Origin of the sequence: Bacillus salipaludis (assembly GCF_030938565.1) — a bacterium.
Taxonomy (GTDB): Bacteria; Bacillota; Bacilli; order Bacillales; family Cytobacillaceae; genus Neobacillus; species Neobacillus salipaludis_A.
The window spans coordinates 5,576,189-5,600,967 of the sequence record NZ_JAVGVR010000001.1 but is presented as its reverse complement, the minus strand read 5'-3'; the positions used below and the strand labels follow the sequence as shown (position 1 = coordinate 5,600,967).

The 24,779-nt window shown below is 38.2% G+C and carries 20 protein-coding genes and 1 pseudogene; 10 read left to right on the top strand and 11 right to left on the bottom strand.

The features are described 5' to 3' along the window. Positions 1 to 446: 446 nt before the first annotated feature. The 5 genes from RCG21_RS27885 (at position 447) to RCG21_RS27865 (ending at position 7,412) form a co-directional block, all read left to right on the top strand. A complete protein-coding gene (locus tag RCG21_RS27885) occupies positions 447 to 1,922 on the top strand; it encodes an amidohydrolase family protein (RefSeq protein ID WP_308914307.1) in 1,476 nt (491 codons plus the stop codon). Beyond that, positions 1,919 to 3,388, top strand: a complete 1,470-nt coding sequence (locus RCG21_RS27880) for an amidohydrolase family protein (RefSeq protein WP_308913974.1) — start codon at positions 1,919 to 1,921, stop codon at positions 3,386 to 3,388. Before RCG21_RS27885 ends, RCG21_RS27880 begins: the two co-directional genes overlap by 4 nt. 117 nt (positions 3,389 to 3,505) lie before the next feature. Next, positions 3,506 to 5,071, top strand: coding sequence for a glutathione ABC transporter substrate-binding protein (locus RCG21_RS27875; RefSeq protein ID WP_308913973.1), 1,566 nt, complete (start codon positions 3,506 to 3,508; stop codon positions 5,069 to 5,071). 72 nt (positions 5,072 to 5,143) lie between these two features. Next, a complete protein-coding gene (locus RCG21_RS27870; protein WP_308913972.1) occupies positions 5,144 to 6,367 on the top strand; it encodes an amidohydrolase in 1,224 nt (407 codons plus the stop codon). A 97-nt stretch (positions 6,368 to 6,464) separates the two neighbouring features. Further along, positions 6,465 to 7,412: a DMT family transporter gene (locus tag RCG21_RS27865; RefSeq protein WP_235824776.1), complete on the top strand. Its 948-nt coding sequence runs from the start codon at positions 6,465 to 6,467 to the stop codon at positions 7,410 to 7,412. A 24-nt stretch (positions 7,413 to 7,436) separates the two neighbouring features. On the opposite strand, the gene RCG21_RS27860 is transcribed toward RCG21_RS27865, so the two are convergent. From RCG21_RS27860 to RCG21_RS27830, 7 genes are all read right to left on the bottom strand, one after another. After that, positions 7,437 to 8,750: an SLC5/6 family protein gene (locus RCG21_RS27860; protein WP_133334157.1), complete on the bottom strand. Its 1,314-nt coding sequence runs from the start codon at positions 8,748 to 8,750 to the stop codon at positions 7,437 to 7,439. A 3-nt stretch (positions 8,751 to 8,753) separates the two neighbouring features. Next, positions 8,754 to 9,440, bottom strand: a complete 687-nt coding sequence (locus tag RCG21_RS27855; RefSeq protein ID WP_308913971.1) for a response regulator transcription factor — start codon at positions 9,438 to 9,440, stop codon at positions 8,754 to 8,756. Between the two features lie 18 nt (positions 9,441 to 9,458). Next, positions 9,459 to 10,211, bottom strand: a complete 753-nt coding sequence (locus RCG21_RS27850) for a sensor histidine kinase (protein ID WP_133334159.1) — start codon at positions 10,209 to 10,211, stop codon at positions 9,459 to 9,461. 108 nt (positions 10,212 to 10,319) lie between these two features. After that, positions 10,320 to 11,315: an ABC transporter ATP-binding protein gene (locus RCG21_RS27845; RefSeq protein WP_133334160.1), complete on the bottom strand. Its 996-nt coding sequence runs from the start codon at positions 11,313 to 11,315 to the stop codon at positions 10,320 to 10,322. Positions 11,316 to 11,317: 2 nt separating this feature from the next. Further along, positions 11,318 to 12,340, bottom strand: a complete 1,023-nt coding sequence (locus RCG21_RS27840; protein WP_308913970.1) for an ABC transporter ATP-binding protein — start codon at positions 12,338 to 12,340, stop codon at positions 11,318 to 11,320. A gap of 10 nt (positions 12,341 to 12,350) precedes the next feature. Next, entirely contained in the window at positions 12,351 to 13,271 is a 921-nt protein-coding gene (locus RCG21_RS27835; protein ID WP_133334162.1) for an ABC transporter permease, read from the bottom strand. A gap of 30 nt (positions 13,272 to 13,301) precedes the next feature. Continuing rightward, a complete protein-coding gene (locus RCG21_RS27830; RefSeq protein ID WP_133334163.1) occupies positions 13,302 to 14,204 on the bottom strand; it encodes an ABC transporter permease in 903 nt (300 codons plus the stop codon). 371 nt (positions 14,205 to 14,575) lie between these two features. Between RCG21_RS27830 and RCG21_RS27825 the strand changes: the two genes are divergently transcribed. From RCG21_RS27825 to RCG21_RS27815, 3 genes are all read left to right on the top strand, one after another. Beyond that, entirely contained in the window at positions 14,576 to 16,153 is a 1,578-nt protein-coding gene (locus RCG21_RS27825) for a glutathione ABC transporter substrate-binding protein (protein WP_372512728.1), read from the top strand. Between the two features lie 82 nt (positions 16,154 to 16,235). Beyond that, positions 16,236 to 17,474, top strand: a complete 1,239-nt coding sequence (locus tag RCG21_RS27820) for an amidohydrolase family protein (protein ID WP_308913969.1) — start codon at positions 16,236 to 16,238, stop codon at positions 17,472 to 17,474. 22 nt (positions 17,475 to 17,496) lie between these two features. Further along, on the top strand, positions 17,497 to 18,717 hold the full coding sequence (locus RCG21_RS27815; RefSeq protein ID WP_133334166.1) for an amidohydrolase: 1,221 nt from the start codon (positions 17,497 to 17,499) through the stop codon (positions 18,715 to 18,717). 53 nt (positions 18,718 to 18,770) lie between these two features. Here RCG21_RS27815 and RCG21_RS27810 read toward each other — a convergent pair. Further along, positions 18,771 to 19,619, bottom strand: a pseudogene (locus tag RCG21_RS27810) (DUF2935 domain-containing protein). A 161-nt stretch (positions 19,620 to 19,780) separates the two neighbouring features. Between RCG21_RS27810 and RCG21_RS27805 the strand changes: the two are divergent. Then, on the top strand, positions 19,781 to 21,376 hold the full coding sequence (locus tag RCG21_RS27805; RefSeq protein WP_133334167.1) for an acetolactate synthase large subunit: 1,596 nt from the start codon (positions 19,781 to 19,783) through the stop codon (positions 21,374 to 21,376). An 83-nt stretch (positions 21,377 to 21,459) separates the two neighbouring features. Here RCG21_RS27805 and RCG21_RS27800 read toward each other — a convergent pair whose 3' ends face one another. From RCG21_RS27800 to RCG21_RS27790, 3 genes are all read right to left on the bottom strand, one after another. Continuing rightward, on the bottom strand, positions 21,460 to 21,549 hold the full coding sequence (locus RCG21_RS27800; protein ID WP_133334168.1) for a YjcZ family sporulation protein: 90 nt from the start codon (positions 21,547 to 21,549) through the stop codon (positions 21,460 to 21,462). A 181-nt stretch (positions 21,550 to 21,730) separates the two neighbouring features. Then, complete coding sequence (locus tag RCG21_RS27795; protein WP_308913968.1) at positions 21,731 to 23,008, bottom strand: FAD-dependent oxidoreductase; 1,278 nt, start codon at positions 23,006 to 23,008, stop codon at positions 21,731 to 21,733. A 146-nt stretch (positions 23,009 to 23,154) separates the two neighbouring features. After that, on the bottom strand, positions 23,155 to 23,601 hold the full coding sequence (locus tag RCG21_RS27790) for a Dps family protein (protein ID WP_133334170.1): 447 nt from the start codon (positions 23,599 to 23,601) through the stop codon (positions 23,155 to 23,157). A 344-nt stretch (positions 23,602 to 23,945) separates the two neighbouring features. Between RCG21_RS27790 and RCG21_RS27785 the strand changes: the two genes are divergently transcribed. Next, a complete protein-coding gene (locus tag RCG21_RS27785; protein ID WP_208025348.1) occupies positions 23,946 to 24,551 on the top strand; it encodes a cell wall hydrolase in 606 nt (201 codons plus the stop codon). Positions 24,552 to 24,779 lie beyond the last annotated feature (228 nt).

Sequence of the window (24,779 nt, the reverse complement as noted above, 5' to 3'; positions counted from 1 at the left end):
GCGCTTAGCCCCTCTAGGGAAAAAATGAACTGCTTTTTTCCTAGGTTGCAAATCTGCTCCTGCGGCAAAGCATATTCAAGGAAGTACCGTTTACTCCTCGCATGCCTGCAAAGATGAAAATTCAGTGATGTAGGCATGCCGATGAAGTCAAAGAACCACTTCACCGTCAGGCCCTCCAGCACTTGTTGGGGCTGTTCAAGACACTTCCGCTTTTCGTTTTTCACTAAATTTTAATCAAAATCAATATTTTAAGTAAATACAACAAGAGGATCTAGTAAAAAAAGTTTAAAAAATAGTATGAATTCTGAAAATATAAAAAAGACCTTTTTTTTATAATTTAAATAGGTGTTGTACTCGTTCAAGGGTATTTCTTGAACAAGTCTGAGAGGAAAAGGAGGCGGACCTATTTGATTGACTTACTGCTTATACATGGAACCGTGATCACCATGGATAAAAATAGACGAATTCTTCAAGATGGTGCAGTCGCCATAAATAAGGGAAGAATTTTAGCTGTAGATATAACAGAAAGGCTAATGGGAAAATTTGAAGCTAAAAAAGTGTTGGATTGCAGCCATCAGTGTATTTTACCAGGATTAATTGATGTTCATGGTCATGGCGGACATTCGATGTTTAAAACGATTGCAATGGAGAATATTGACTTTTGGATGCCAATTATGACAAATACGTATAACCATTTTGTAACAGATGATTTTTGGTATTACGAAGGAAAGCTTTCTGCTTTAGAACGATTAAAAGCTGGAATCACGACTGGAGTTTCCGTTTTAGGTTCGATGCCGCGGTCAGATGATCCGATTTTTGCAATCAATCATGCTAAGGCTTATGCCGAAGTTGGTGTTAGAGAGGTGGTTTGTACTGGTCCTTGCAATCCCCCTTGGCCGCATTTATTCAGCCGCTGGGTTGATGGGAAAAGAGTAACTAGAGAAGTAACTTACGAGGAAGTAATCAAGGGTGCTGAAGCAGTCATCGAAGTATTGAATCATGCGAATCAAGATAAAACAAGAGCCTTTATTACACCATTTGTAATCGTTACTTCCGTAGACCCTTCCAGTCCAACTTCACCGGCGAGGCTTTATGGTTTAACGGATCATGACCGCTTACAAGCGAAAAAGATTAGAGAGATTGCGAGAAAATATAATACAAGAATTCACTCGGATGCCTTTGGTGGAATGATTCATTTGGCCGTCAAGGATAAGGAAAATGCACTTTTAGGTCCCGATGTTCACCTTCAGCATTGCCGTGGAATTTCTTTTGATGAGGCAAAAATTTTAGCTGAAACAGGTACAAATGTGAGTGCGTCACCAGGATTTACACAGGTACATGCACGTACACCCATCATCGAATTACTTGAATTGGGAGCTACAGTTGCTATTTCTACTGATGGAACTTCTCCATCCACAAGCTTTGATCTCTTTCAAGCAATGAGGAAAACTCAGTTTATTCATCAAGCAGCAGTAAGAGACGAATATTATTTACCTCCTGGAAAACTATTGGAAATGATTACAATCGATGCCGCGAAATGCATTGGCTGGGATGACGAATTGGGATCGCTGGAAGTCGGGAAAAAGGCAGATGTTATTACCGTCAACCTAAATCAGCCCCACCTAACGCCTGAATTTATGCATGTACATCGACTTGTCTATCAAGCTGTAGCAAATGATGTAGAACATACAATTGTAGATGGAAATCTAATCATGGAAGGGCGAAGCGTTCTAACCGTTGATGAAGGTGCGATTTTAACTGAGGCCAATGAAGAGGCATGTTCCACCATCAAGCGTGCCGGTCTTGAAAAATACATGCAGCCAACAAAATATTTTTGGGGACATGCACGTGCCTATATAGATGAAAAGAGATATAACGAGGAAGATTATGATTTTACTATAAAGAAAGGAGCATTTGAATGAAAACTAAACTAAAAGGAAAATATGTTATCGGCTATGATGGATATGATCATGTCCTCCTTAAAAATGCGGAGGTTGTTTATGAAGATGATACCATCATCTATGTTGGGAAAAACTTTCCTGGAGAAGTAGATGCAATGATTGACACTGGTAACGCAGTGATAAGCCCTGGTTTTATCGATTTAAACGCACTTGGAGATATTGACCACGATATCTTACATTTAGAGGCAGGGGCGAACAGACAGAAAAATCTGCTATGGTCGGAGCGTTATATCGAAAAGGGTCATCATGAAGTAATGACAGAAGAAGAAGAGGCTTTTAAATCCTTATATGCCTATTCACAGCTGATCCTTCATGGAATTACGACCGCCATGCCGATTACGTCTGTTTTTTATAAGAGATGGGCCGAAACGTATGAAGAAATTGCGGCAGCTGCTCAGCATGCAGGTAACCTAGGACTTAGATTATATATCGGGCCAAGTTATCAATCCGGGATTAGAGTGGTTCAGCCTGATGGAACGATAAAGCTTTACTGGGATGAACAAGCAGGGAAAGAGGGTTTACAAAAGGCTGTAAAGTTTGTTGAGGAATTTGATGGTGCTTTTGATGGCTTGGTAAGAGGAATGCTTGCACCGGAACGAATTGAGTGCCAAACAGCAGAAAGCTTGAAACAGACCAAATATTATAGTGAAAAATTAGGGGTTCCCATAAAACTCCATGCTGCTCAAGGAAGTTTTGAATATCATACAATTGTAAAAGAACATGGAGCAACTCCTATTCAATATTTGTATGATCTTGGTTTCTTAGGTTCACAAACGGGAATTCCGCATGCACATTTTATATCTGGATATAGTGAAGCAATGGCTGGCCAAGGGGATGATTTGCGTTTATTAAAAGAGACGAATACAACGGTGATTCATTGTCCTTTAATCATCGGCAGGCATGGTTCAGCACTTGAAACTTATGCAAAATATAAACGGGCAGGAATCAATTTGGCACTTGGAACAGATACGTTTCCGCCTGATATGTTTCAAAATATCAGAACCGGCAGCATGCTGTCACGTATACAGGAAAGGGACGTGGATGACTGCTCCTATGCAGATTTCTTTCGTTCTGCCACTCTCGGTGCTGCTAAGTTTCTTGGAAGGGAAGATCTTGGTCGCATTGCTGTTGGAGCGAAAGCGGATATCATTGCCATTGACTTAGATGGATTTTATATGGGAGTTTTAGATGATCCGATTCGAACCATGTTTGCTAGTGGGACAGGAAGGGATGTTAAATTATCGATTATCAATGGCAGGGTCGTAATGAAGGACCAAAAGATTCCAGGCCTTAATTTAAATGAAATCAAAGACAAGGGACAGCTCTATTTTGACAAGATGAAAAAAGGATATTTAGAAAGAGATTATCAACAGCTGTCCGAAACTGAATTGTTCCCAGCTTCCCTTAAAATTGTAGAATCTATCTGATTAAAAAAGTAGTAAAGATATTGCAAATTTAAGTAAAGATATTTGAAATAAAATCGTCAGAATATTTTTTATAATTAGACAAACGCCAATAAAATAAAAAATAAGGGGCTATGTCTAATGAATGTAAAAAAAGTGTTAGGAAAGTTTTTTCTCGTTTTGTTGATGGCCATGATGATTGCTGGCTGTTCAACAAATAAAAATGTAAGCACAAAAGGAAATGAAACGAGTAAAGCTTCAACTGAAGGTAAAACATTAGTGATTGCGCGTCTATCAGATGCAGAAAATTTAGACCATCAGTTTATGTCAACAATTAATGCAGCAAGCGTAACACATGAAAAAATTTATGAGGGTCTGGTTGGAAGAGATAAAAATTCGGAAATTCAGCCATTACTAGCTGAAAAGTGGAAACAGTTGAATGATACTACATGGGAGTTTTATCTTAGAAAAGGTGTTAAATTCCATGATGGTTCACCATTTAATGCACAGGCTGTAAAAGCGACATTTGATCGATTGTTAGATCCAAAGGTCGCTTCGCCGAGAGCGGTTGTATTTAAAATGGTGAAAGAAGTAAAGGTCGTAGATGATTATACGGTTCAATTTATCTTAACAGAGCCATTTTCACCATTACTTTCTATTTTGGCTAACCATGAAGGAGACATTATCAGCCCAAAAGCGATTGAGAAATATGGAAAGAAAATTATTCAGGAACCAGATGGAACCGGTCCTTTTGCCTTCAAATCTTGGACACCAGGGCAGGAAATTGTTTTAGTTAAAAACGAGAATTACTGGGGAACAAAACCAAAGTTAGATAAAGTCGTATTTAAGGTAGTTCCAGAAGAAACTACAAGAGTCTCCATGCTTGAAACAGGTGAGGCTCAAATTGCTGAACCGCTTTCAGTTGAGATGATTGACACGGTAGAAGGTTCACAAGCATCCGAAGTATACCGCAGTGAAGGATATGGAACCGAATATATTGGTTTTAATGTTAAAAAGAAACCTTTCACAGATGTTCGGGTTCGAAAAGCAATCGCACATGCCATTGAAATGGATTCCATTATCAAGGGAGTTTATAACAATGTAGGTAAAAAAGCCAATTCCCTCATGGGGCCAAAGGTTTTGGGCTACAGCGCTGACCTAAAAAGATATGATTACAACCTTAATGAAGCGAAAAAATTACTTGCTGAAGCGGGTTATCCAAATGGATTTGAGACTACTTTACTAACAATGGACGACAAACAAAGAATAAATCTTGCTGAAGTTGTTCAATCTCAATTAAAAGGAATTGGGATTAAAGTGAAGGTTCAGGTTATGGAGTATGGTACCTTTGTTCAACAAGTAAATAAAGGGAATTCGGAAATGTTTATTCTAAGCTGGAGAAATGCAACCGGGGATGCAGACTATAATCAATACAATTTAATGCATTCCGCTTCTCAGGGACCTGCCGGGAACACTTTCTTTTATAGTAATAAACAAGTTGATAATTTGATTGACGCAGCCCGCAAAGAAAAGAATGAGCAAAAACGAATCGAGCTTTACAAAGAGGCTCAAGAATTGGAAATGAAGGATGCTCCATATATTCCGGTAAGGGTAATTGAAAATGTTGCCGCAGTTGCTAAGAATGTGTCAGGCTTTTCGATTAGTCCATCTGGTTATTTGGAAATAAATGATGTAACGATTAAATAAGCAGTGGATAAAAGGGATATTCCTAATAGGTATTCCCTTTTGTCTTGTCTTAACGCACAAAGGAGAATGAATATGAACAGCAGTTATTGGTTAATGAATGCGAGATTAGAAGTTGGCTTTAAAAACGAGAATGGAAAAGTAGTCGGTACAGAAACTGAAACGTTCAATTTATTCATTACGGATGGAAAAATCTCTGAAATTGTTAAGGCCGGGGAACCAATTTCAAATCATTTACCAACGAAGGATGCAAAGGGATTGTTGTTGCTCCCATCGTTTATTGAAAAGCATGTTCATTTAGATAAAACCTATATGGGTGAAAACTGGAGAGCATGCATTCCGGCAAAAGGTGTGATTGAACGCTGCGAAATCGAAAAAGAGATTCTTGCAACTATACCATCCAGTACAAGTGAACGCGCAGAAGCCTTACTAGAGATATTGCTCGCTTCAGGTTCTACACACGTAAGAACTCATGTAGATATTTATCCTGAAGTGGGGATACAAAACTTAGAAGGAGTTCAATTAGCATTAGAATCGTATTCTAATAAACTAAGTTCCGAAATTGTTGCCTTTGCTCAACATGGCTTGCTCCGTCCCGGTACAATTCAGCTTATTAGAGATGCAGTACGCAATGGAGCAGGGATTGTTGGTTCGGTAGATCCAGCGACAGTGGATAACAATATTGAAGAATCATTAGTTCAGTTAATGGACATCGCAGTGGAGGGAAATGCAGATATCGATCTTCACTTACATGATCCCGGTCACTTAGGAACTTTTACGATGAAACGGCTTGCCTATTTAACAAAGGAAGCTGGCTGGGAAGGTAGAGTAGCAATCAGTCATGCTTTTGGACTTGGGGATGTATCGACAGGAGAAGCGTTTGAAGTTGCGCAAATTTTGAAAGATGCCGGTATTTCGATTGTAACAAGTGTTCCAATCGGCAGGGCGATTCCACCAGTTAAATCCCTGACAGAGTGGGGAGTGGAAGTAGCAGTAGGAAATGACAATATTTATGATTCATGGTGGCCAACAGGAAATGGGGATGTTCTTGAAAGAGCTGGACGCCTATTAGAGTATTTCAGATGGACAGATGAGGTATCACTCTCTCAGGCGTTGAAATATATAACCGGCGGTATAACTCCACTAAACAAAGAAGGTAACCAAGTTTGGCCAAAGGCAGGAGATGCGGCCAATATGGTTCTAATCGATGCCAGCTGTTCGGCCGAAGCAATAGCAAGACGATCAAAAAGATCCGCAGTATTTTTTAATGGAAATCTTGTCTCCGGTTCATTAAAGTAACAAACTCACTCGCATTCAATTATAATTTAGTTTATGAAAAAGGATCTCTGGGAGCCCCAGATTTCCTTTTTCATTTATTAAAATTAAGGACTGGTAAATGATGATTCGAAATTATCTTCTTTTGTTATTCTGTGTTACTTGCTGGGGCAGTAATTTTATATTCGGAGCGATATTGGTAAAAGAATTCTCTCCAATGCTTCTTTCCGCTTTAAGGTTATTTTTTATTGCGATTTTTATCGTGATATACGCACTTAAATGTAAAAAATGGAAAAGGATTGATCGAAAAGACTGGTTGTTTTTTATTTTATTGGGGTTGGTCGGTGTATTTATAAACCATTGGACCTTTTATGCTGCGCTTGAAACAGCCGATCCGACAACATCCGCTATAATATTAGCCTTAGCCCCTATTACAACGGCTTTATTAGCTTCCGTTTTTCTTGGGGAAAAACTTACATTAAATTTATCAATCGGGATGATTATGGCTTTTATGGGAGTTTTCTTTGTGATTACAAATGGAGATCATCTTCATTTTTCAATTGGCATTGTATGGATTTTTATTACGATGCTCTCTTTTTCCATTTCAATGATTATGGTAAAAAAGCTAACGGAACGCTATCATTCTATTACCATCACTGTATATTCTACAATAATCGGTTTTAGCAGTTTAGCTCCAGTCGCCCTCACAACGGAATCTCCCCTTAAGATGAGCAGAGATTATGGTCCTTGGATTTTATTAATTATTACTGCCATCATCATGCATGGAGTTTGTACGTTAATTTGGAACAGCCAAATTGAAAAGGTAGGGGCTTCAAAGGCTTCATTGTTTATGAATTTGGAACCTTTTATTGCAATGATTGTCGGCCTGATTGTTTTAAAAATTAACATTACACGCTCGCAAATTTTAGGTTCTATCTTAATCATTATCGGGGTAATAATCGCAACACAGTTAAAGGATAAACTGGTTAACAAAGAAAACAGCTTGGTAAATTACCAAGAATACGTAGATGCTATTAAGAATCTGAAAAGACATAAAAGAGAGTACTGAAAATATCAGTACTCTCTTTTATGACTACGAAGACGGTTTCTTTTTATGGAAAAGTAATGTAGAGATAAAATGGATTAAACAAATACACAATGGGACAAAAAAACTAATCCATATCGTTTGAAAACTACCTGCAGAGGGCATGAATAGAAGGCCTGCAATGGTCCCAACCAATGCTGCGAAAGGAATGATGGCAGGAAGTATTTTTTTACTTAGAATAATATAAAGCATGGGTATGATGACGGATGCATAAATATTACCAAAGAAAAATAACAATTCAATTGGTTTTGGCGGCAAGATGCTTACGACTATTAACAAAATAAGACAAATTGAACCGGAAAAAACATAGGTCCATTTCCATTTTTCATTTTCGGTTTGCTCATGGAAATACCCAATCATGTTTCGAACCATCAATACTGTAACTGAGTGTAATCCTGAACTTAAGGCGGACAAAATGACACAAAAACAAAATAATATAAACAAAACAATTAATAGGTTTGATTGAATTTTATTAACTAACTCCAACAGGATTGTATAAATATTTTTGAAACCTCTTCCGAAAATGGCAATAAAAATTAGAGTGGATATTGAAAGAGGAATCGTTGCCCATAAAAATCCTGTAAGAGTGAAGGTTATTCGAATTTTTTCTTTTTGAATGATAAATAATCTCTGCCACGTAGCACAATCGAATAGAGCTTGACCGATCCCAATAATGATTGCTGCAAGAAAAAACCAAATGGCATCATAATTTTTAAAATATAACAAATAGGGATGATACAGCTTAACCCCATCGTAGACAGGGTAGACACCTTCTTGAATGAAAAAATAGACGGGAATAACAATGACAGCTCCGAAAACAAGGGTAATCGTCACACCGGAAAGCCGATGGAGCCATTGCATTCCGCCTACACCGCTAAATAAAAAACAAATGAATAAAAAGATAAGCAGTCCGATGGAAATAGGAAAGGGAAAGAGAAGATGCAAGAGGATCCCTGCCCCCAGTGCCTGGATAAAAATTGAATAGAGGCTTGTTATAAATAATAAGGCCATCATGATCCAAAAGCCGGTTGGAGAAAGTTTCGATTGTAATACATCGCCAATCGTTTGATGGTCTCTGTACTTGGCACAAATTTTTTGAGCAAGAAAACCGAAAAAAATAAGTGCAAAAGCACCCATTAACGAATAAACGATTACTCCGGAAAGCCCGTATTTCATTAATGATTCTGGTGAAGATAAAATCGTATTCCCTGTTACCCAACGAGCGAGCAGACTTACAATTCCATAGCCAACACCAAGTTTGACTGTACCTGCAATATATATATGATATTTTTCTTTATTCAATCCTTAAATCTCCTTTAAACGATAATCACGTGGTGATTTCCCCGTCATTTTACGAAACATTTGGCTAAAATAATGCTGACTATTAAATCCACATTTCTCTGATATTCCATTAATACTCATATCAGGACATTCAATTAACATTTTTTGTGCTGCTTTTAAACGAACTTCATTCAAATATTCTGAAAATCCCATTCCAACCTCTTCTTGAAACTTGCGGCTTAAATAGGCAGGATTTATATGGATTTTTGAAGCTAAATAATTTAAAGTTAGTTTCTCATTAAATTCGCTTTGAATAATTTGAACAGCTTGATAAATAGGGTCGGAATAGCTGCCAATTCGCTCGTATTTTATAAGGACTTTATAAAGATCATCTTCAATTACAGGTTTTGTAATATAATCAACGACACCAAGTCTAATCGATGTCCGGGCATATTCGAAATCTTGGAAAGCCGTTACGATTATGATATCGAGCGTATAAGTTTTGGATAATTCTTCTGCTAACTCCAACCCATTTTTCCCTGGCAGGTGAATATCCAGAAATGCAAGGGTTATATTATTGGAATGCATAATTTGGATGGCTTGAGATGCATCCTGTGCTTTGAATAGATTCCATGAGGGAAACCTATTACTAATTAAATAGTCTAATTGCTCTATTTCCAATGGTTCATCGTCTACAAGTAAAACATTCATGGGGTTTCCTCCGTTTTCTTACGTTTCCTCCAGCGTCTTAAATGGGAATATGGCAGTAACGGTTGTACCGTCACCAGTATTTGATAACTGAATTGCAGTATGTTCGTTAGGAAATAACAATTTTAACCTTTTTTCAATATTCCCTAATCCCAATCCACCTTCATTACTCTGAAATTGTTGAGCAAGGTTAGTGGAATTGTTCCATACTGATACTAGAACATTCTGATTCTTTTGAACAATATCGATTTTTAAAATAGCTTCTCCAGGAATTTTTTCGAAGGAGTGTTTAAATGCATTTTCCACAAAGGTCTGAATCATAAAAGGAATCATTACTGCATGTTTTACATTAGGTTCAATGGAAATATGAAATTTTAGTCTGTCTCTGAAACGAACTTTTTGAATTTCTAAATAATAACCTGAATAAATTAATTCTTCTTCAATGGTGATAATGGATTCGTTTTTTTGGTATTTGTATTTTAGCAATTTCGAAAGGGTTTCAATCGAGTTGATTAATTCAGTTTTTCGATCAAGCCTGGCTAAACTTAAAATAGAATTCAATGTATTAAAAAAGAAATGCGGCTGTATTTCTTGATTTAATTGATTATAGAGCGCAGTTTGCAGCTCTCGTTCAAGAGCAATTTCTCTTGTTTGTTTTTCTAGAAGATCAATTCGTTTTTCAAAAATAATTAAAAAGAGTAAGGTGAAGGCACCTAATAATGGTGCTAATATACACAACATAATATAGATGGAGAAAGCATCTAAGGTTAGCATTTACAACATTCTCCTTTAGAGAATACAAAAAGAGAGCGGGAACTCTCTTTTTTAATTTTACTATTATTTTATAAAATAAAAACCTTCTTGCAAATAAGGTGAGTCTGATTAATGTTGGAATTCCTCCGCGAAATGACAGCTGACGTAATGGTTTCTTTTCATTTCCCTAAGGGCTGGTTCCTCTGTTTTACATTTACTTGTAGCAAACGGGCAGCGTGTATGAAAACGGCACCCTGTTGGAGGGTTAATAGGTGACGGAACATCTCCCTTTAGTAAAATCCTTTCCTTTTTGATCTCGGGATTTGGGACAGGAATAGCTGATAATAATGCATTTGTGTAGGGGTGCAGCGGTGAATCGAATAAGTCTTTTTTCTCCGCAATTTCTACGACTTTTCCTAAATACATAACCATTACCCGGTCCGAAATATGTCTTACCACACTTAAATCGTGCGAAATAAACAAAAAGGTAAGATGGAATTCCTTTTGCAATTTTTTTAACAAATTTAGAATTTGCGCTTGGATGGAAACGTCAAGTGCTGAAACCGCTTCATCACATATGATTAATTTAGGGTTTACCGCAAGGGCCCTTGCTATGCCAATCCGCTGGCGCTGTCCGCCACTGAATTCATGTGGATAACGATCAAGTGCTTCAGGCGGCAGTCCGACATAATTAAGCAATTCAAGCATCCGTTCCATTCTTTTTTCTTTAGATACTACTTGTTGAATCGCCATTGCTTCATTCAGTATTTGCTTGATGGTTTGGCGAGGGTTAAGCGATGCGAACGGATCTTGGAAAATAACCTGCAGATCGCCACGTAATTTTCGCATTTGGCTTTTATTTAACTCAAGGACATTATGGTCTTCAAAGTAAACTTTTCCACCCGTTGGTTCATCCAACCGAAGGATCGCCCTGCCTGTAGTGGATTTGCCGCATCCAGACTCACCGACAATACTTAAAGTTTCCCCTTCATATATATGAAAGGAGACATCATCAACGGCCTTTACATAGGATTTTGGTTTAAACATGGAGTCTGTTTTAACCGGAAAATATTGCTTTAGATGCTCCACTTGTAAAAGAAGTTTTTTGTCTGCAGTTGCCGCCATTATTACACAACCTCCTCTTCTTGGGGATGTGCTGTCCATTGATCTGTAAATTTCCAGCAACGAACCTTCACATTGTCTTCGAGTTCAATCAAATCGGGAAGTTTTGTTTCACAAAGAGGCTGCCTGAATGGGCAACGTGATGCAAAACGGCAGCCTTCCGGCATATTGTATGGACTTGGTACCGTACCCTCAATGGTCTGTAATTCATCCCTGTCTTCATGAATCTTTGGCAAGGATTCCAATAATCCCTGTGTATATGGGTGTTGTGGATTGGAAAAAATCTTTTCCGTTGGCGCATGTTCGACAATATTCCCTGCATACATGACGGCAACTGTATCACATGTTTCCGCGACAACACCCAAATCGTGTGTAATCATTATAACGCCCATACCGAGTTTTGTTTGAAGATCCTTAATTAGTTCTAAAATTTGCGCCTGAATGGTTACATCCAATGCTGTTGTCGGCTCGTCGGCAATTAAAACTTCAGGTGTACAGGCAAGCGCCATCGCGATCATTACCCGCTGACGCATTCCTCCGCTTAGTTGAAACGGCTCTTGTTTAGCACGTTTTTCGGGAGATGGAATTCCAACCAATTTAAGCATCTCAACTGCCTTATTCCAGGCATCCTTTTTCCCCATTTTTTGATGTAGCCTAACTGCTTCAGCTATTTGTTCCCCAACACTAATAACCGGATTAAGGGATGTCATTGGTTCCTGGAAAATCATCGAAATTTCGTTGCCGCGAATCTTACGCATTTCTGATTCTGAAATGCTTACTAAATCCTTACCTTTAAAAAGGATAGAGCCGTCGGCGATTTTTCCTGGAGGAGAGGGAATAAGCCTTAATAGTGAAAGGGAAGTCATACTTTTTCCACATCCAGATTCACCGACTATTCCCAATGTCTCTCCTTTATGGAGGGTAAAATCAATTCCATTCACAGCTTTACTTATTCCTCGTTTTGTATGGAAATGAGTTTTGAGTCCTTTAACTTCTAAAATAACTTCCTTTTTTCCTTTCAAGTCCATTCACCACCTATTAATTTAGTTCAATCCGTTTATTAAAAAAGCGATAGAAAATATCGACGAATAAATTGACAATCACAAAGATAAGAGAGGCAACAAGGACTCCGCCCTGAACCATTGGTAAATCTCTCATTCTGATCGCATCAACGATCATTCTTCCCAGCCCGTTTATCGCAAAAATAGATTCTGTCAGGACTGTCCCTCCTAATAATGAACCAAATTCCAGACCTACAACGGTGATGACAGGAATGAGTGCATTTCTTAAGGCATGTTTATAAATAATGACTTGTTCCCGTAATCCTTTGGCGCGAGCAGTTCTGACATAATCTTGGCGAACGACTTCAAGCATACTGGATCTTGTCATCCTTGCTACAATCGCGGCACCGCCTGCTCCTAGAGTAATAGCTGGAAGGATAATATTTTGCCAGCTGTCCCACCCGGCAACAGGTAAGATTTGCAGTTTAACAGAAAAGAAATACATCATCATCAATGCTAACCAGAAGCTGGGAAGGGAGATGCCTAGTAACGCGACAATCATGACACTGATATCCGTCAGTGTATATTGTTTGATAGCAGAAATGATTCCGGCAATCATTCCTAAAATAATGGTAATGACGATACTGTAAAATGCGAGCTCCATTGTAATGGGCAGCCTAACCATAATTTCATCCAGCACAGGCCGGCTGTTTTTTAATGAAACACCAAAGTCTCCATGGAAAATATTAATCAAGTAATCAAAATATTGAATATATAAAGGCCTATTTAATCCTAGTGATTCACGAATCCCCGCAATGGTTGCTTTGGAGGCACCCTCTCCTGCGAGTAATACGGCAGGATCTCCTGGGACCATTTGCATGATTAAAAAGACAACTAGGGTTACTCCGATCATCACAGGTATGGTTTGAAATAATCGGCGGATTATAAACATTAGCATGGATTTTTCAGTCCCCTCTTAAAGGATTTTTTATTTTTTCATCCGTGGATCAAACGCGTCTCGTAATCCATCTCCAAAAATATTAAAGCCCATTACTAGAATTGAAATAGCGAGGCCCGGGAAAAGAGCCATAAATGGAGCTGAAAAAATGAAATCTCGACCATTACTAAGCATGGTTCCCCATTCAGGCGAAGGCGGCTGAGCGCCAAGTCCTAAGAAAGATAGACCTGCAGCTGAAAGAATAGCTGTTGCAAGCCTTAAAGTTCCTTGAACAATAATTGGCGACAAAATATTCGGGAAAATGTGTTTGGTGATAATGGTAAAATCATTTGCTCCTAAGGAACGAATCGCATCAATATACTCTAAGCGTTTGACTTCAAGTGTCGAACCACGAACAATTCTTGCAAAAAGGGGTACAGAGAAAACACCAACCGCGATTGTCACGTTGATTAAACTAGGTCCGAGGGCACTAATAATTGCAAGAGCGAGTAAGATACCAGGGAATGCAAGCATAACATCCATGATTCGCATGATGATGGTATCCGCCCACTTGCCAAAGTAGCCGGCAATAAGTCCAAAAATAATTCCAAAAAATGCACCGAAAAGAACAGCTGCAAAACCCACTCCCATCGATAAACGCGAGCCATAAATAATCCTGCTTAAAATATCTCTTCCTTTATCATCCGTTCCCATCCAGTGATGGATGGAAGGAGATTGAAGCTTATGTGTTAAATCAACATTGTATGGATCAAATGGTGCAAGTAATGGAGCAAATAATGCAACCAAAATATAAAAGAGAATAATAAATGCTCCGACCATAGCTGCTTTATTATCCATTAATATGGAAAGGGACTCCTTCCATTTGGATGATTTCTGATAGGCAACGGTTTGTTTCAAGTTAACGGTTTGTCCGGTTTTAACTTCAACTGACATAAAATTCCCCCCTGAAATTCATTGTTATATTCATAATGTGTTTACCACTGATTGCCTCCTCTCTTTACCTCCTTCTTTTTTGTAAGGCTGTGTTTAACTTGGTTGTTGATTTCCGCTCCAATCAACTTTGTTTAAAAATCAACATTGTTCTTTAACAAAGCCTTTTGTAAAAGAATTATTATCAAATTATCAAAATTTCAACCAATGTAAAATATTTTTTAAAACAGTTGTCAAAATATTTTAAAAACATGTAAAAATTCTGTAAATATTCAATTTATTATTCTTCTATAATTCAATTAAGCGCAAGAAGGATTGGTAGAAAAGGTAAATTGCATGTAACATTCAAATTCTTACAAAAAGGGGAGAAGAAAATGAAGAAGAAAAAATCAATCTTTAAAAACGGTATGCTAGTCGTTTTAATAGGATTAGTTCTATTGTTTACACAGGCATGTTCAACAAAATCAAACACAGAAAATAAGACCGGTAATAAGTCCGAAGCAGCAAAAGAAGGAGGGACGTTAACCATTGTTCGTCTTTCAGATGCGACAAAGCTGGATCCGCAGTTTATTACCGATATCCCATCAAATAATGTTATCTATCAAAAGGTTTATGAAACATTGGTTGTACCCGATAAGGACATGCACATTCAGCCATTACTAGCTGAATCTTGGAAAGTGATAAATGATAAGACTTGGGAGTTCAAACTGAGAAAAGGGATAAGTTTCCATGATGGTGCACCGTTTAATGCAGAAGCAGTAAAAGCAACTTTAGATCGATTGCTGGATCCAAAGGTTGGATCACCTTCTCGTGCAAAATTTGAAATGATTAAAGAAGTAAAGATTGTCGATGATTATACCGTGCAGTTATTGCTTAAGTATCCATATGCACCATTATTGTCCATTCTTGCAAGTAGTGAAGGAAGTATTATCAGTCCGAAAGCGATAAAAGAAAATTCGGAAAAGTTGTCTGAACACCCAGTAGGTACAGGTCCATTTGTTTTTGAAGATTGGAAATCCGGTCAGGAAATATCTCTAAAGAAAAATGATAAATACTGGGGTACAAAACCAAAGATTGATCGTGTAGTCTTTAAGGTTGTTCCTGAAGATTCAACACGTTTAGCGATGATTGAGACAGGTGAGGCACAAATTAATGACCAGGTTCCTGTTACGGAGATCGAACGAATCGAAGCGTCTAATACAATGGGCTTGTATCGTACAGATGGACTTGCAGTTGAATATCTTGGGTTTAATGTAAAGAAAAAACCGCTTGACAATGTCAAGGTTCGTAAGGCAATTAGTCATGCGATTGAGAGGGAAGCGATCATTAAAGGTGTTTACAACAATGTAGGGACGCTTGCCAATTCGGCAATGAGTCCAAAGGTATTTGGATATAGTGAGAATGTAAAGCCATATGATTATGACATTAACGAAGCAAAGAAATTATTGAAGGAAGCTGGATATCAAAAAGGTTTGAAATTAACCTTGCTAACGAGTGATCGAAAAGAGCGTATTAATATGGCTGAGGTTATTCAATCCCAGTTAAAAGGAATTGGGGTTGATGTGGAAATTCAGGTTATGGAATATGGTGCTTATATTGACGTAATAGAAAAAGGTACATTTGATATGGCAATCGGCGGCTGGGGAAATGCCACTGGAGATGGAGACTATAACCAATACAACTTATTCCATTCCTCATCACAAGGTCCTGCCGGAAATACTTTTTATTATAGTAATCCGGAAGCAGACAAACTTATCGTAGCAGCGCGCCAAGAAATGGATGAAACAAAACGAAAGGCTCTTTACGAGAAAGTTATGAAAATAGAATTAGCTGACGCAGTCTATGTACCAATCCGAAACTATGAGCACATTGCAGCTTATAGCAAAAATATTAATGGTTTCTGGATGAATCCTGCAAGCTATTTAATGATTAATGATGTGACTGTGAAGTAATCATCATCTGAGGCACTTACCTTATTGATAAGTGCCTCTATTAGTATTTTAAGAGAAAGATATAAAAATAGGAGGAATGGAAATGAAATCTTATTGGTTAAAGAATGTTCGTCTCGAAAAAGGATTTATTTTTGAAGAAGGACGAATTGCTGGGACAGAAACGGAAATTTGTCATTTGAAAATAGAAGACGGAAAAATAGCTGAAATCAGCTATACAGCGCCTCTCCCTGAGGAAAATCAGGTTGATGCTAAAGAAAACCTTCTATTACCCTCATTAAGGGATATGCATATTCACATCGATAAAACTTATTATGGCGGCCCTTGGAAGGCTTGTACCCCGTTAACCAAAGGAATTTTTACGAGATTAGAAGAAGAGAAGGAACTGCTGCCGAAATTATTGCCAACTGCCGGGGAGCGGGCGGAAAAAATGATAGAGCTGCTCCTCCAAAACGGTCATACACATATCCGAACACACTGTAATGTAGACCCAGTCATTGGGTTGAAAAACTTAGAGGCAACTGTCAATGCCCTTGGAAAATATAAAGATGTTTTAACCTATGAAATTGTTGCCTTTCCACAGCATGGATTGTTAAAGAGTAATTCTGTTCAATTAATTCGTGATGCTATGCGAAATGGTGCTACCCTAGTTGGCGGAGTTGATCCTGCAACAGTAGACAGAAATATTGAAAAATCACTTGAAACAATTTTTGATATTGCTGTAGAAGCAGATGCAGGGGTGGATATTCATTTACATGATCCTAATAGTTTAGGTGCGTTTACCTTTGAAAGAATGGCTCATTATACGAAGGAAGCAGGAATGAAAGGAAAAGCGACCATCAGCCACGGTATCGCCTTAGGTGATTTACAGGGAAATGCACTTGAAGAAATGTCTGCAATGTTGAACGAGCAGAATATTGATGTAACGACAACAGTTCCTGTGAATCGCCCGACGATTCCGATTCCAACTCTGGATAAATTAGGTATAAAGGTTTCTGTTGGACATGACAGCATCACAGATCACTGGTCGCCATTTGGAACAGGGAATACCATTCAAAAAATTAGTATCCTCGCAGAGAGATTCCGAATGATTGAAGAGTATTCATTATCAGCTTCTTTGAAATATGCAACTGGAGGAGTTACTCCATTAAACGAAAAAGGCGAACGGGTTTGGCCAAATGTTGGGGATGATGCAACGATGATGTTGGTAAAGGCCTCATGTTCAGCTGAGGCCGTTGCACGAAGGTCAGAAGTTGAATCTTTATTTTTTAAAGGGAAAAAGGTGGAAAGTAAACTAGAAAAACCAAGATCTGTATTAGCTTAATAGACTGGAGGAGGAATGAAAAATGGCATTACCATATTGGTTAACCAATGTTAGGCTCGAAACCGGCTTTGTTAAAGATGAAAAGGGAGCTGACGAAACAAAGACAGAGCTTTTTCATTTAAAAATAGAGAATGGAAAGATCGTAGAAAAGCAGAAGCATAGCTTTGAAATACCTGCCGAAGAAAAAGTAGTGGATGGAAAAGAGCTTCTAGCGATTCCAACATTTAAAGAAATGCATAACCATTTAGATAAAACCTATCTTTCTCTTGATTGGAAGGCATGTAAACCGTCAAAAAATTTAGCAGACCGCTTGCGTTTGGAAGCATTGGAGCTTGAAAAATTAGCACCAACAACAAAACAACGTGCAAGCAATATGATTGAATTACTTTTATCAAATGGGGCAACACATATCCGTACGCATGTGAATATTGATCCGTATATCGGTTTGAAAAACTTGGAGGGGGTCAAAGCCGCACTTGAGGAGTACTCGGATAAATTGACCTACGAAATTGTTGCTTTTCCACAGCACGGCTTGTTACGAGAAAATGTCATTCCGCTTATGAAAGAAGCTATGAGATCTGGGGCTCAGCTTGTCGGTGGACTTGACCCGGCTGGTATTGACCATAATATCGAAAAATCTCTATTTGAGGTAATGAATTTAGCGACCGAATTCGATGCCGATGTAGATATTCATTTACATGATGGGGGACATGTTGGATATTATACTGTTGACAAATTAACTGAGTTGGTATCGGAAGCAAATTGGCATAATCGTGTGGCAGTTAGCCATGCATTTAGCTTAGGGGATGTACCAATCCCTCAACAAGAGGAGATTGCTGATAAATTAAGTGCATTAGGAATGTCCATTATGTCAACCATCCCAATTACCAGAACATTGCCTCCAATTGATATTCTGGATCAAAAAGGAGTAAATGTGTTTTTAGGGTGTGATGGATTTTATGACTCTTGGGGGCCATTTGGAACAGGGGATGTATTAGAAAAGGTTACAAACTTCTGTGAACTTTATAGAAAAAGCGATGAAAAATCACTTTCTTCATCTTTAAAATGGGCCACAGGTGGAATGACATCACTATCAAAAGATGGTAAGGTTACTTGGCCGCTGGAAGGCGATGAGGCAAATCTCATTTTAGTAAATGCCTCTTGTTCAGCAGAAACAGTTGCCAGGAGACCAAAGCGTGAGGCTGTTATTTTTAAGGGAAAAGTAGTATACGGAGAAATTTAATCTTCCAAGAATCAAAAGAAGAGACAGCCCTTTCTTGTCTCTTCTTTGTTTTATTATTGTTGAAGTTCCTGTTGCTTCACCTTTAACCTTTCCTCTAATACACGTACCATATGAAGGAAATGGTCCGCCTCTCTCACGACATGGTCGGCCAATAACGGATCAATTACATTTCTGATTTGACAATTTTTAATAAAATCTAATCCTGCCTGCTTAAAATTGCGAATTTCTTGTGCAGCGTTTTCACTGTCTTTATTCAACTTTCCGATAATCGGGTAGGTTGGTTGTTTCTAATAGAGCATTGATTCAACATCTCTTGCCTGATTGAGAAGAACTTCAAAATCATCCCCAAATTTCAATGCCGCTCTTACTAAATTTCGTTCCGATTGATCTAATAGTGAAGCAATAAATCGGGAATGCTCCATCATAATCCGTAACCAAAACACATTTTCTTTAATAATCGCATCTTGAATGGGATCTAAAATTCCTTCATTGAATTTTTTTAACGTCCGCATAAAATATTCAGCTTCCCTGGCAATATGGTCGACCAGAAGCGGAAAGTTAAATCCCATTACCTTACAATTGATGATTAAGATTAGAAGATTTCTTTTGAAATTCCGTAAACCTAAAACTAGGTTAATCGAGTCTTCGTTTAATTTACGGACAGCGGTAACGTTATTGGGAGTATTGTAGGCTCTTTTTTCCTGTTCCTGAAAATAATGATAAAAGCGGTCTGTCTGTTGAATCAGATGTTTGTCATGGCGGCTAAAACCTTCGCCCAAAAAATAAGAATGCTCTTTCATAATACGCAGCCAAAATTTATTTTCTTCTAAGGAGCGTTCGATAAATAGTTGTTCCGTTAATGATTCTGGCTGTGCGGCAAATGTTTCCGGGGCAATTAACATTTGATTGTTAGAATCTATAAATCCTGATTTACCATCATTAGTCCCCCCTTCTAAAAACACGCATACATTCTATATGTATTAGCGTCCAATTCTAGTTATGTTTTATGGAAAAATAAATTTGGGTAAAGAATAGATGTAAGAAAGATAACTGGAGGAAAAAAATGAAAGCTTCGGATTTATTGGTATATTGCTTAGAAAACGAAGGTGTTGAATTTATTTTTGGAATTATTGGTAGCGAAGTCATTGATTTGGCCGATTCTTTATCAAAATCAGAAAAAATAAAATACATAACAGTCCGGCATGAGCAAGGAGCTGCCTTTATGGCTGATGTATACGGCCGTCTTAGTGGAAAGCCTGGTGTATGTCTGGCAACACTCGGACCAGGAGCGACAAATCTATTAACCGGTATTGCAAGTGCCAACCTAGATCACTCTCCTGTTGTAGCAATAACCGGTCAAAAAGGCCTTAATGTACAGCATAAAAATGCGCATCAGTACGTTGAAATAGTTAAGGTTTTTGAACCGGCAGCAAAGTGGTCGGTGCAATTAAAGGATGCCAATACAATCCCGGAAATCATCAGAAAATCTTTTCGGGTTGCTACTAGCGAAAAACCGGGGGCAGTCGCAATTGAGTTACCGGAGAATATCGCAAAAGCCAATACTACAACCAAACCTTTAACCCCTACACCATTGCCAATGAGTGTGCCTTCAGGAGAAGCTTTAAGGGAAGCCGCTCGATTGCTAAATCAATGTAAAAAGCCATTTATTATTTTGGGAAACGGGGTCATTAGGCAAAATGCTGTAAAGGAAGTGCAAACTTTTATTGAGCGGTTAGGCTGCCCGACTGCCAATAGTTTTATGGCAAAAGGGATTTTATCAAAAGAGCACCCACAAAATTATTATTCATTTGGTTTCAATGAAAAGGATTATGCCATCCGGGGGATGGAGGAATCCGATTTACTTGTGGTAATTGGTTTTGACATTAATGAAAAACTACCGTCGGAATGGAATAAGAAAAAAGTATCGGTTCTCCATATCGACCCTTTACCTGCCGAGGTGGAGGTGGGCTATCCGGTTGTGGGAGAATTAGTAGGCAATTTAAAGGAAACGCTTCGTTTGATCTTTGAGCAGGAGATTCTGTCTAAACCTTGGCAGCCAGCTGGAGATCTAAAGAAGCGAATAGAAGACGCCTACTCTATTAGTGAAAATGTGCCTAACCCTGCAAATTTAACACTTGAAAACATTCTACATGTAATCGAAAAATTATCTTCTGAACAAACAGTAGTTATTTCGGATGTAGGAGCTCATAAAGTCGCAGTAGCGAGAACCTTTCAACCGAAACATGCAAACCAACTCGTGATTTCCAACGGATTAGCTTCAATGGGAATATCGATACCAGGTGCGATTGGGGCGAAATTGGCGGCACCGGAAAAAACGGTGATTGTGTTAACAGGGGATGGGGGAGCATTAATGAATTTCGCCGAGCTTGAAACGGCCAAACGTTTAGGGCTGACTTTTATCATTATTTTATTAAATGATTCCATGTTAAAGCTTGAAGTAGAGGCCATGAATAAAGCGTTTGGTGAAAATTATGGGGTAACCTTCTCAAACCCTGATTTCGTACAATTGGTAGAAAGTTTCGGGGCAAAAGGCATGAGAGCAACTCAAATTACCGAGTTTGAAGAAATACTGGCAGCGGCAATGGGTAAATCGCAAGAGATTTGTTTAATAGATGCGATTTTGCAGGAAAAGGTTTAAGCGATAGACGACAAACTCCAAAAAAGAGGTGGCGGTGAACAAACGTTCACCGCCGCTTCTTTAACCCTATAATCCAATCATCATCAGTACATCATAAAGGATGCACCAACAATGATTAAGAGGATGAATAGAACAACAATTAGCGCAAAGTTGTTTCCGTGTCCATCAGACATTGTAGAATCACCTCCTACTTCTATTCATAATAATTTATGCTTGTTTTTTTCACGCGTAATGGACAAAGGTTGATTTTTTGAAAAATGTTGAAAAATACCTAACTATGAGGAAAAGGGACTGAAATGAGGAAAAATAAAAAAACGGACTCAGAACATCTGAATCCGTTAGTTTTATAAAAAATCAACTATATTGCGGACGTAGTTTAGTCCGTTTATTAACGTGCTGCTCTGCCCCTATTGCAGCAATCGCGCCATCCGCTGCAGAAATGACCGCTTGTTTGATTGGAGTTCTTCTCGCATCCCCGCCGGCAAAAACACCTTCGGCACTAGTCTGAAGAAGTTCATCAACACTCACATAGCCTTCCTCATCTCGCATTACTGCGCCTTTTAAGAAATCGGTTCCCGGTTTCATCCCGCCAAGATATAAGAAGACACCATCTACATCCCATACTTGTTCTTCTTTTTTATCATTTAAAATCACAATTTTCTCAACGCTATCCGTTCCAATAATTTCTCTTAAACGATGACGGCGATAGATTTCAACCTTTGGATTGTTTTCAAGCCCGGATAGGTCTGCATCCCCTTTTAAATTCTCAATTGGAATTAATAATTTGACCCTTTTACAATATTTTGAAAGTGTTTCAGCCTCATGAATGGCTTCTTCGTTATCTCCAACAACTGCGACAACCTGGTCCTGATAGAAAGCGGCATCGCAAGTTGAACAGTAGCTGACACCGCGTCCGGTAAATTCCTCTTCTCCCTTTATTTTATTTGATGGAGCCTTTGCACCAACCGCAATAAAGACACTTTTCGCTTGAACCGTTCCCTTTGCCAATTCAATCTTCTTAATTTCATTCGTGAAATCCACAGATAATACAGTAGAACGAACAAATTCCGCCCCAAAATCCTTTGCTTGAGCCTGCATTCTAGTTAAAAGCTCGAGACCAGTCAGTTCTTCACGTACTCCTGGATAGTTCGCGATTTTATGGGTAATAGCTAAGGTTCCCGCCTTAGGCGCCTTATCAATGACAAGAGTCTTTAATTTTCCGCGTGCTGCATAAACAGCTGCAGATGCTCCGGCAGGTCCTCCTCCGATTGTAACAAAATCATAAACTTCTTCGAGAACTTGAGGGGTTACAGGTTGAAAAATAGATGTTTCCTCAACCTTCACTTGTTCCATAGTTGGTTTTTCCTTGTTGGACGAACTATCAGCATCTTCAGGAATATCAAGAAGCTTCCTAAACTTTTTCTCTTGAAAACCTAATACAAGCTTGCCATTAATAAAGGTTGCAGGTGTACCAAAAATTTTCCGTTCCTTTAGCTGATCGAAATACTCTTTATGTATGGAAGCATTCCGTTCTTCGTATTCAATTCCCCAATCCTTTAAAGCAGATTTTACTTTTTCGCAATAAGGGCAGCCAGTACTGCTGTAAACAATTACTTCTAATTTTTCTGTCATAATTGCAGCCTCCTAAATAAATCCTTTTCTGTTACTATTATAATAATATTAATATTAGTTAAAAGTCAATACTTTTTAATAATTATTATAATTTAAATGAATGCAAAAAACAGAGTCCAATCATCATGCTGGACTCTATAACAGGTTTAAATTGTTTTACCAAGGAAGGCTTGGAGCATCCAAATATGTTTTTCTAAGCCAGAGTGGATGGCTAGAAGCATATCGCCGGTCGTTTCATCATTCAATTCCCCGGCTAAGTTCATTCCCTCTTTTAATTCCCCGGTGATAATTGAGAAATCGTTAATAATGGATTGAACCATGGCCTCAGCGGCTTCGTTGCCGTTTGCTTCTTGGATGGATGAAAGCTCCAAACATTCTTTCATGGTTGCGACAGGATTTCCACCAATGGATAAGAGTCGTTCGGCAAGTTCGTCCACGTGAACACCTGCTTCATTATAAAATTCCTCGAATTTAGTATGTAACGTAAAAAATTGGTTTCCTTTTACATACCAATGATAATTATGAAGCTTCATGTAGAGAACAGACCAATTGGCGATTTGCTTATTTAATACACTAACTAGTTGATTATTCATTAATAAAACCTCCTCATTTTCAATTTCTTCTATATTATTTCTAAAAAGATAGGAAAGATTCCTTTTTGATTTTTAGTTGAATGATGTCAATTTGGTGAAGATTTCCGGTTTGTGTTACATGAGCGAAACATCTTGTAAAAAAGCATCCTAAAACATCCAATTTAGTTGAGGTCTGGAAAAAAATGATTTTTGGTTGGTAATTCCATTTGCTGAATAAATGCATTTATAGCAGTGGCTAAATGAGTTTATTTATACCTTCCACTTTTTGGGTACTGAATAAGAATGTTACAACTGATAGCCTTATAGATAGACAAACGAGCGAAATGATTAGGAGGTTTTAAGATATGAAATTTAATAAACTTAAGAAACTAGTAATTGCTGCGGGTATGATGGTATCTTTATCAGCATTTACTTTAACAACAAAATCAGAAGCGGCAACAGGAACAGCACATAAAGTACAATATGGTGAATCATACTGGAAAATTGCAAAAGGATTCGGAATACCTGTAAATAGCTTAATGGCAGCAAACCATAATGCACCTCTTTATGCAGGTCAAACTATAACATTACCATACTCTACAGTCTCAGCAGCAGATAAAGAGCTAATGGCTCGACTTGTACATGCAGAGGCAGTTGGTGAACCTTATGCAGGAAAAGTGGCAGTTGCTACGGTTATTTTAAACAGAGTTTCAAGCCCTGATTTTCCAAATACCATAAGAAAAGTGATTTATCAAATCTCTAATGGACACTATGCATTCACTCCTGTACAAGACGGTCGAATCAATCAACCAGCCGACGCAGCATCCAAACGTGCTGTAAATGAAGCATTAGCCTTTAGAGGTCAAGGAAACGGCTCACTATTTTTCTACAATCCAAGAACAGCTCAAAGTAAATGGATTTTCTCACGACCGGTTACGGTTACAATCGGAAATCATCGATTTGCAAAATAAGTGCCTGGCACCACCCGAATTTTTCTTGTTTCACATGATTGTTTCACACCCCTAAAAAGCAGTGGATTCCGTATTATGGAATGCCACTGCTTTTTATTATCTTTAATTATGAAGAAAGTACTCAAAGAATGTCGAAATTTCTGGTGACAAATTTTATTTACTATGGAATAATGTATGCATGAATGCATAATTCTGAAAATTGTTAATTAACTGCACTAATGAAACTAA

What these genes read in the sequence shown, in the direction of transcription:
- RCG21_RS27820 (WP_308913969.1), top strand. Translation starts at nt 16,236, where the DNA reads ATGAAATCTTATTGGTTAAAGAATGTTCGTCTCGAAAAAGGATTTATT.
- RCG21_RS27865 (WP_235824776.1), top strand. Translation starts at nt 6,465, where the DNA reads ATGATGATTCGAAATTATCTTCTTTTGTTATTCTGTGTTACTTGCTGG.
- RCG21_RS27805 (WP_133334167.1), top strand. Translation starts at nt 19,781, where the DNA reads ATGAAAGCTTCGGATTTATTGGTATATTGCTTAGAAAACGAAGGTGTT.
- RCG21_RS27790 (WP_133334170.1), bottom strand. Translation starts at nt 23,601, where the DNA reads ATGAATAATCAACTAGTTAGTGTATTAAATAAGCAAATCGCCAATTGG.
- RCG21_RS27880 (WP_308913974.1), top strand. Translation starts at nt 1,919, where the DNA reads ATGAAAACTAAACTAAAAGGAAAATATGTTATCGGCTATGATGGATAT.
- RCG21_RS27850 (WP_133334159.1), bottom strand. Translation starts at nt 10,211, where the DNA reads ATGCTAACCTTAGATGCTTTCTCCATCTATATTATGTTGTGTATATTA.
- RCG21_RS27840 (WP_308913970.1), bottom strand. Translation starts at nt 12,340, where the DNA reads ATGGACTTGAAAGGAAAAAAGGAAGTTATTTTAGAAGTTAAAGGACTC.
- RCG21_RS27795 (WP_308913968.1), bottom strand. Translation starts at nt 23,008, where the DNA reads ATGACAGAAAAATTAGAAGTAATTGTTTACAGCAGTACTGGCTGCCCT.
- RCG21_RS27815 (WP_133334166.1), top strand. Translation starts at nt 17,497, where the DNA reads ATGGCATTACCATATTGGTTAACCAATGTTAGGCTCGAAACCGGCTTT.
- RCG21_RS27830 (WP_133334163.1), bottom strand. Translation starts at nt 14,204, where the DNA reads ATGTCAGTTGAAGTTAAAACCGGACAAACCGTTAACTTGAAACAAACC.
- RCG21_RS27800 (WP_133334168.1), bottom strand. Translation starts at nt 21,549, where the DNA reads ATGTCTGATGGACACGGAAACAACTTTGCGCTAATTGTTGTTCTATTC.
- RCG21_RS27855 (WP_308913971.1), bottom strand. Translation starts at nt 9,440, where the DNA reads ATGAATGTTTTACTTGTAGACGATGAACCATTGGAAATAGAGCAATTA.
- RCG21_RS27885 (WP_308914307.1), top strand. Translation starts at nt 447, where the DNA reads ATGGATAAAAATAGACGAATTCTTCAAGATGGTGCAGTCGCCATAAAT.
- RCG21_RS27835 (WP_133334162.1), bottom strand. Translation starts at nt 13,271, where the DNA reads ATGCTAATGTTTATAATCCGCCGATTATTTCAAACCATACCTGTGATG.
- RCG21_RS27825 (WP_372512728.1), top strand. Translation starts at nt 14,576, where the DNA reads ATGAAGAAGAAAAAATCAATCTTTAAAAACGGTATGCTAGTCGTTTTA.
- RCG21_RS27875 (WP_308913973.1), top strand. Translation starts at nt 3,506, where the DNA reads ATGAATGTAAAAAAAGTGTTAGGAAAGTTTTTTCTCGTTTTGTTGATG.
- RCG21_RS27785 (WP_208025348.1), top strand. Translation starts at nt 23,946, where the DNA reads ATGAAATTTAATAAACTTAAGAAACTAGTAATTGCTGCGGGTATGATG.
- RCG21_RS27845 (WP_133334160.1), bottom strand. Translation starts at nt 11,315, where the DNA reads ATGGCGGCAACTGCAGACAAAAAACTTCTTTTACAAGTGGAGCATCTA.
- RCG21_RS27870 (WP_308913972.1), top strand. Translation starts at nt 5,144, where the DNA reads ATGAACAGCAGTTATTGGTTAATGAATGCGAGATTAGAAGTTGGCTTT.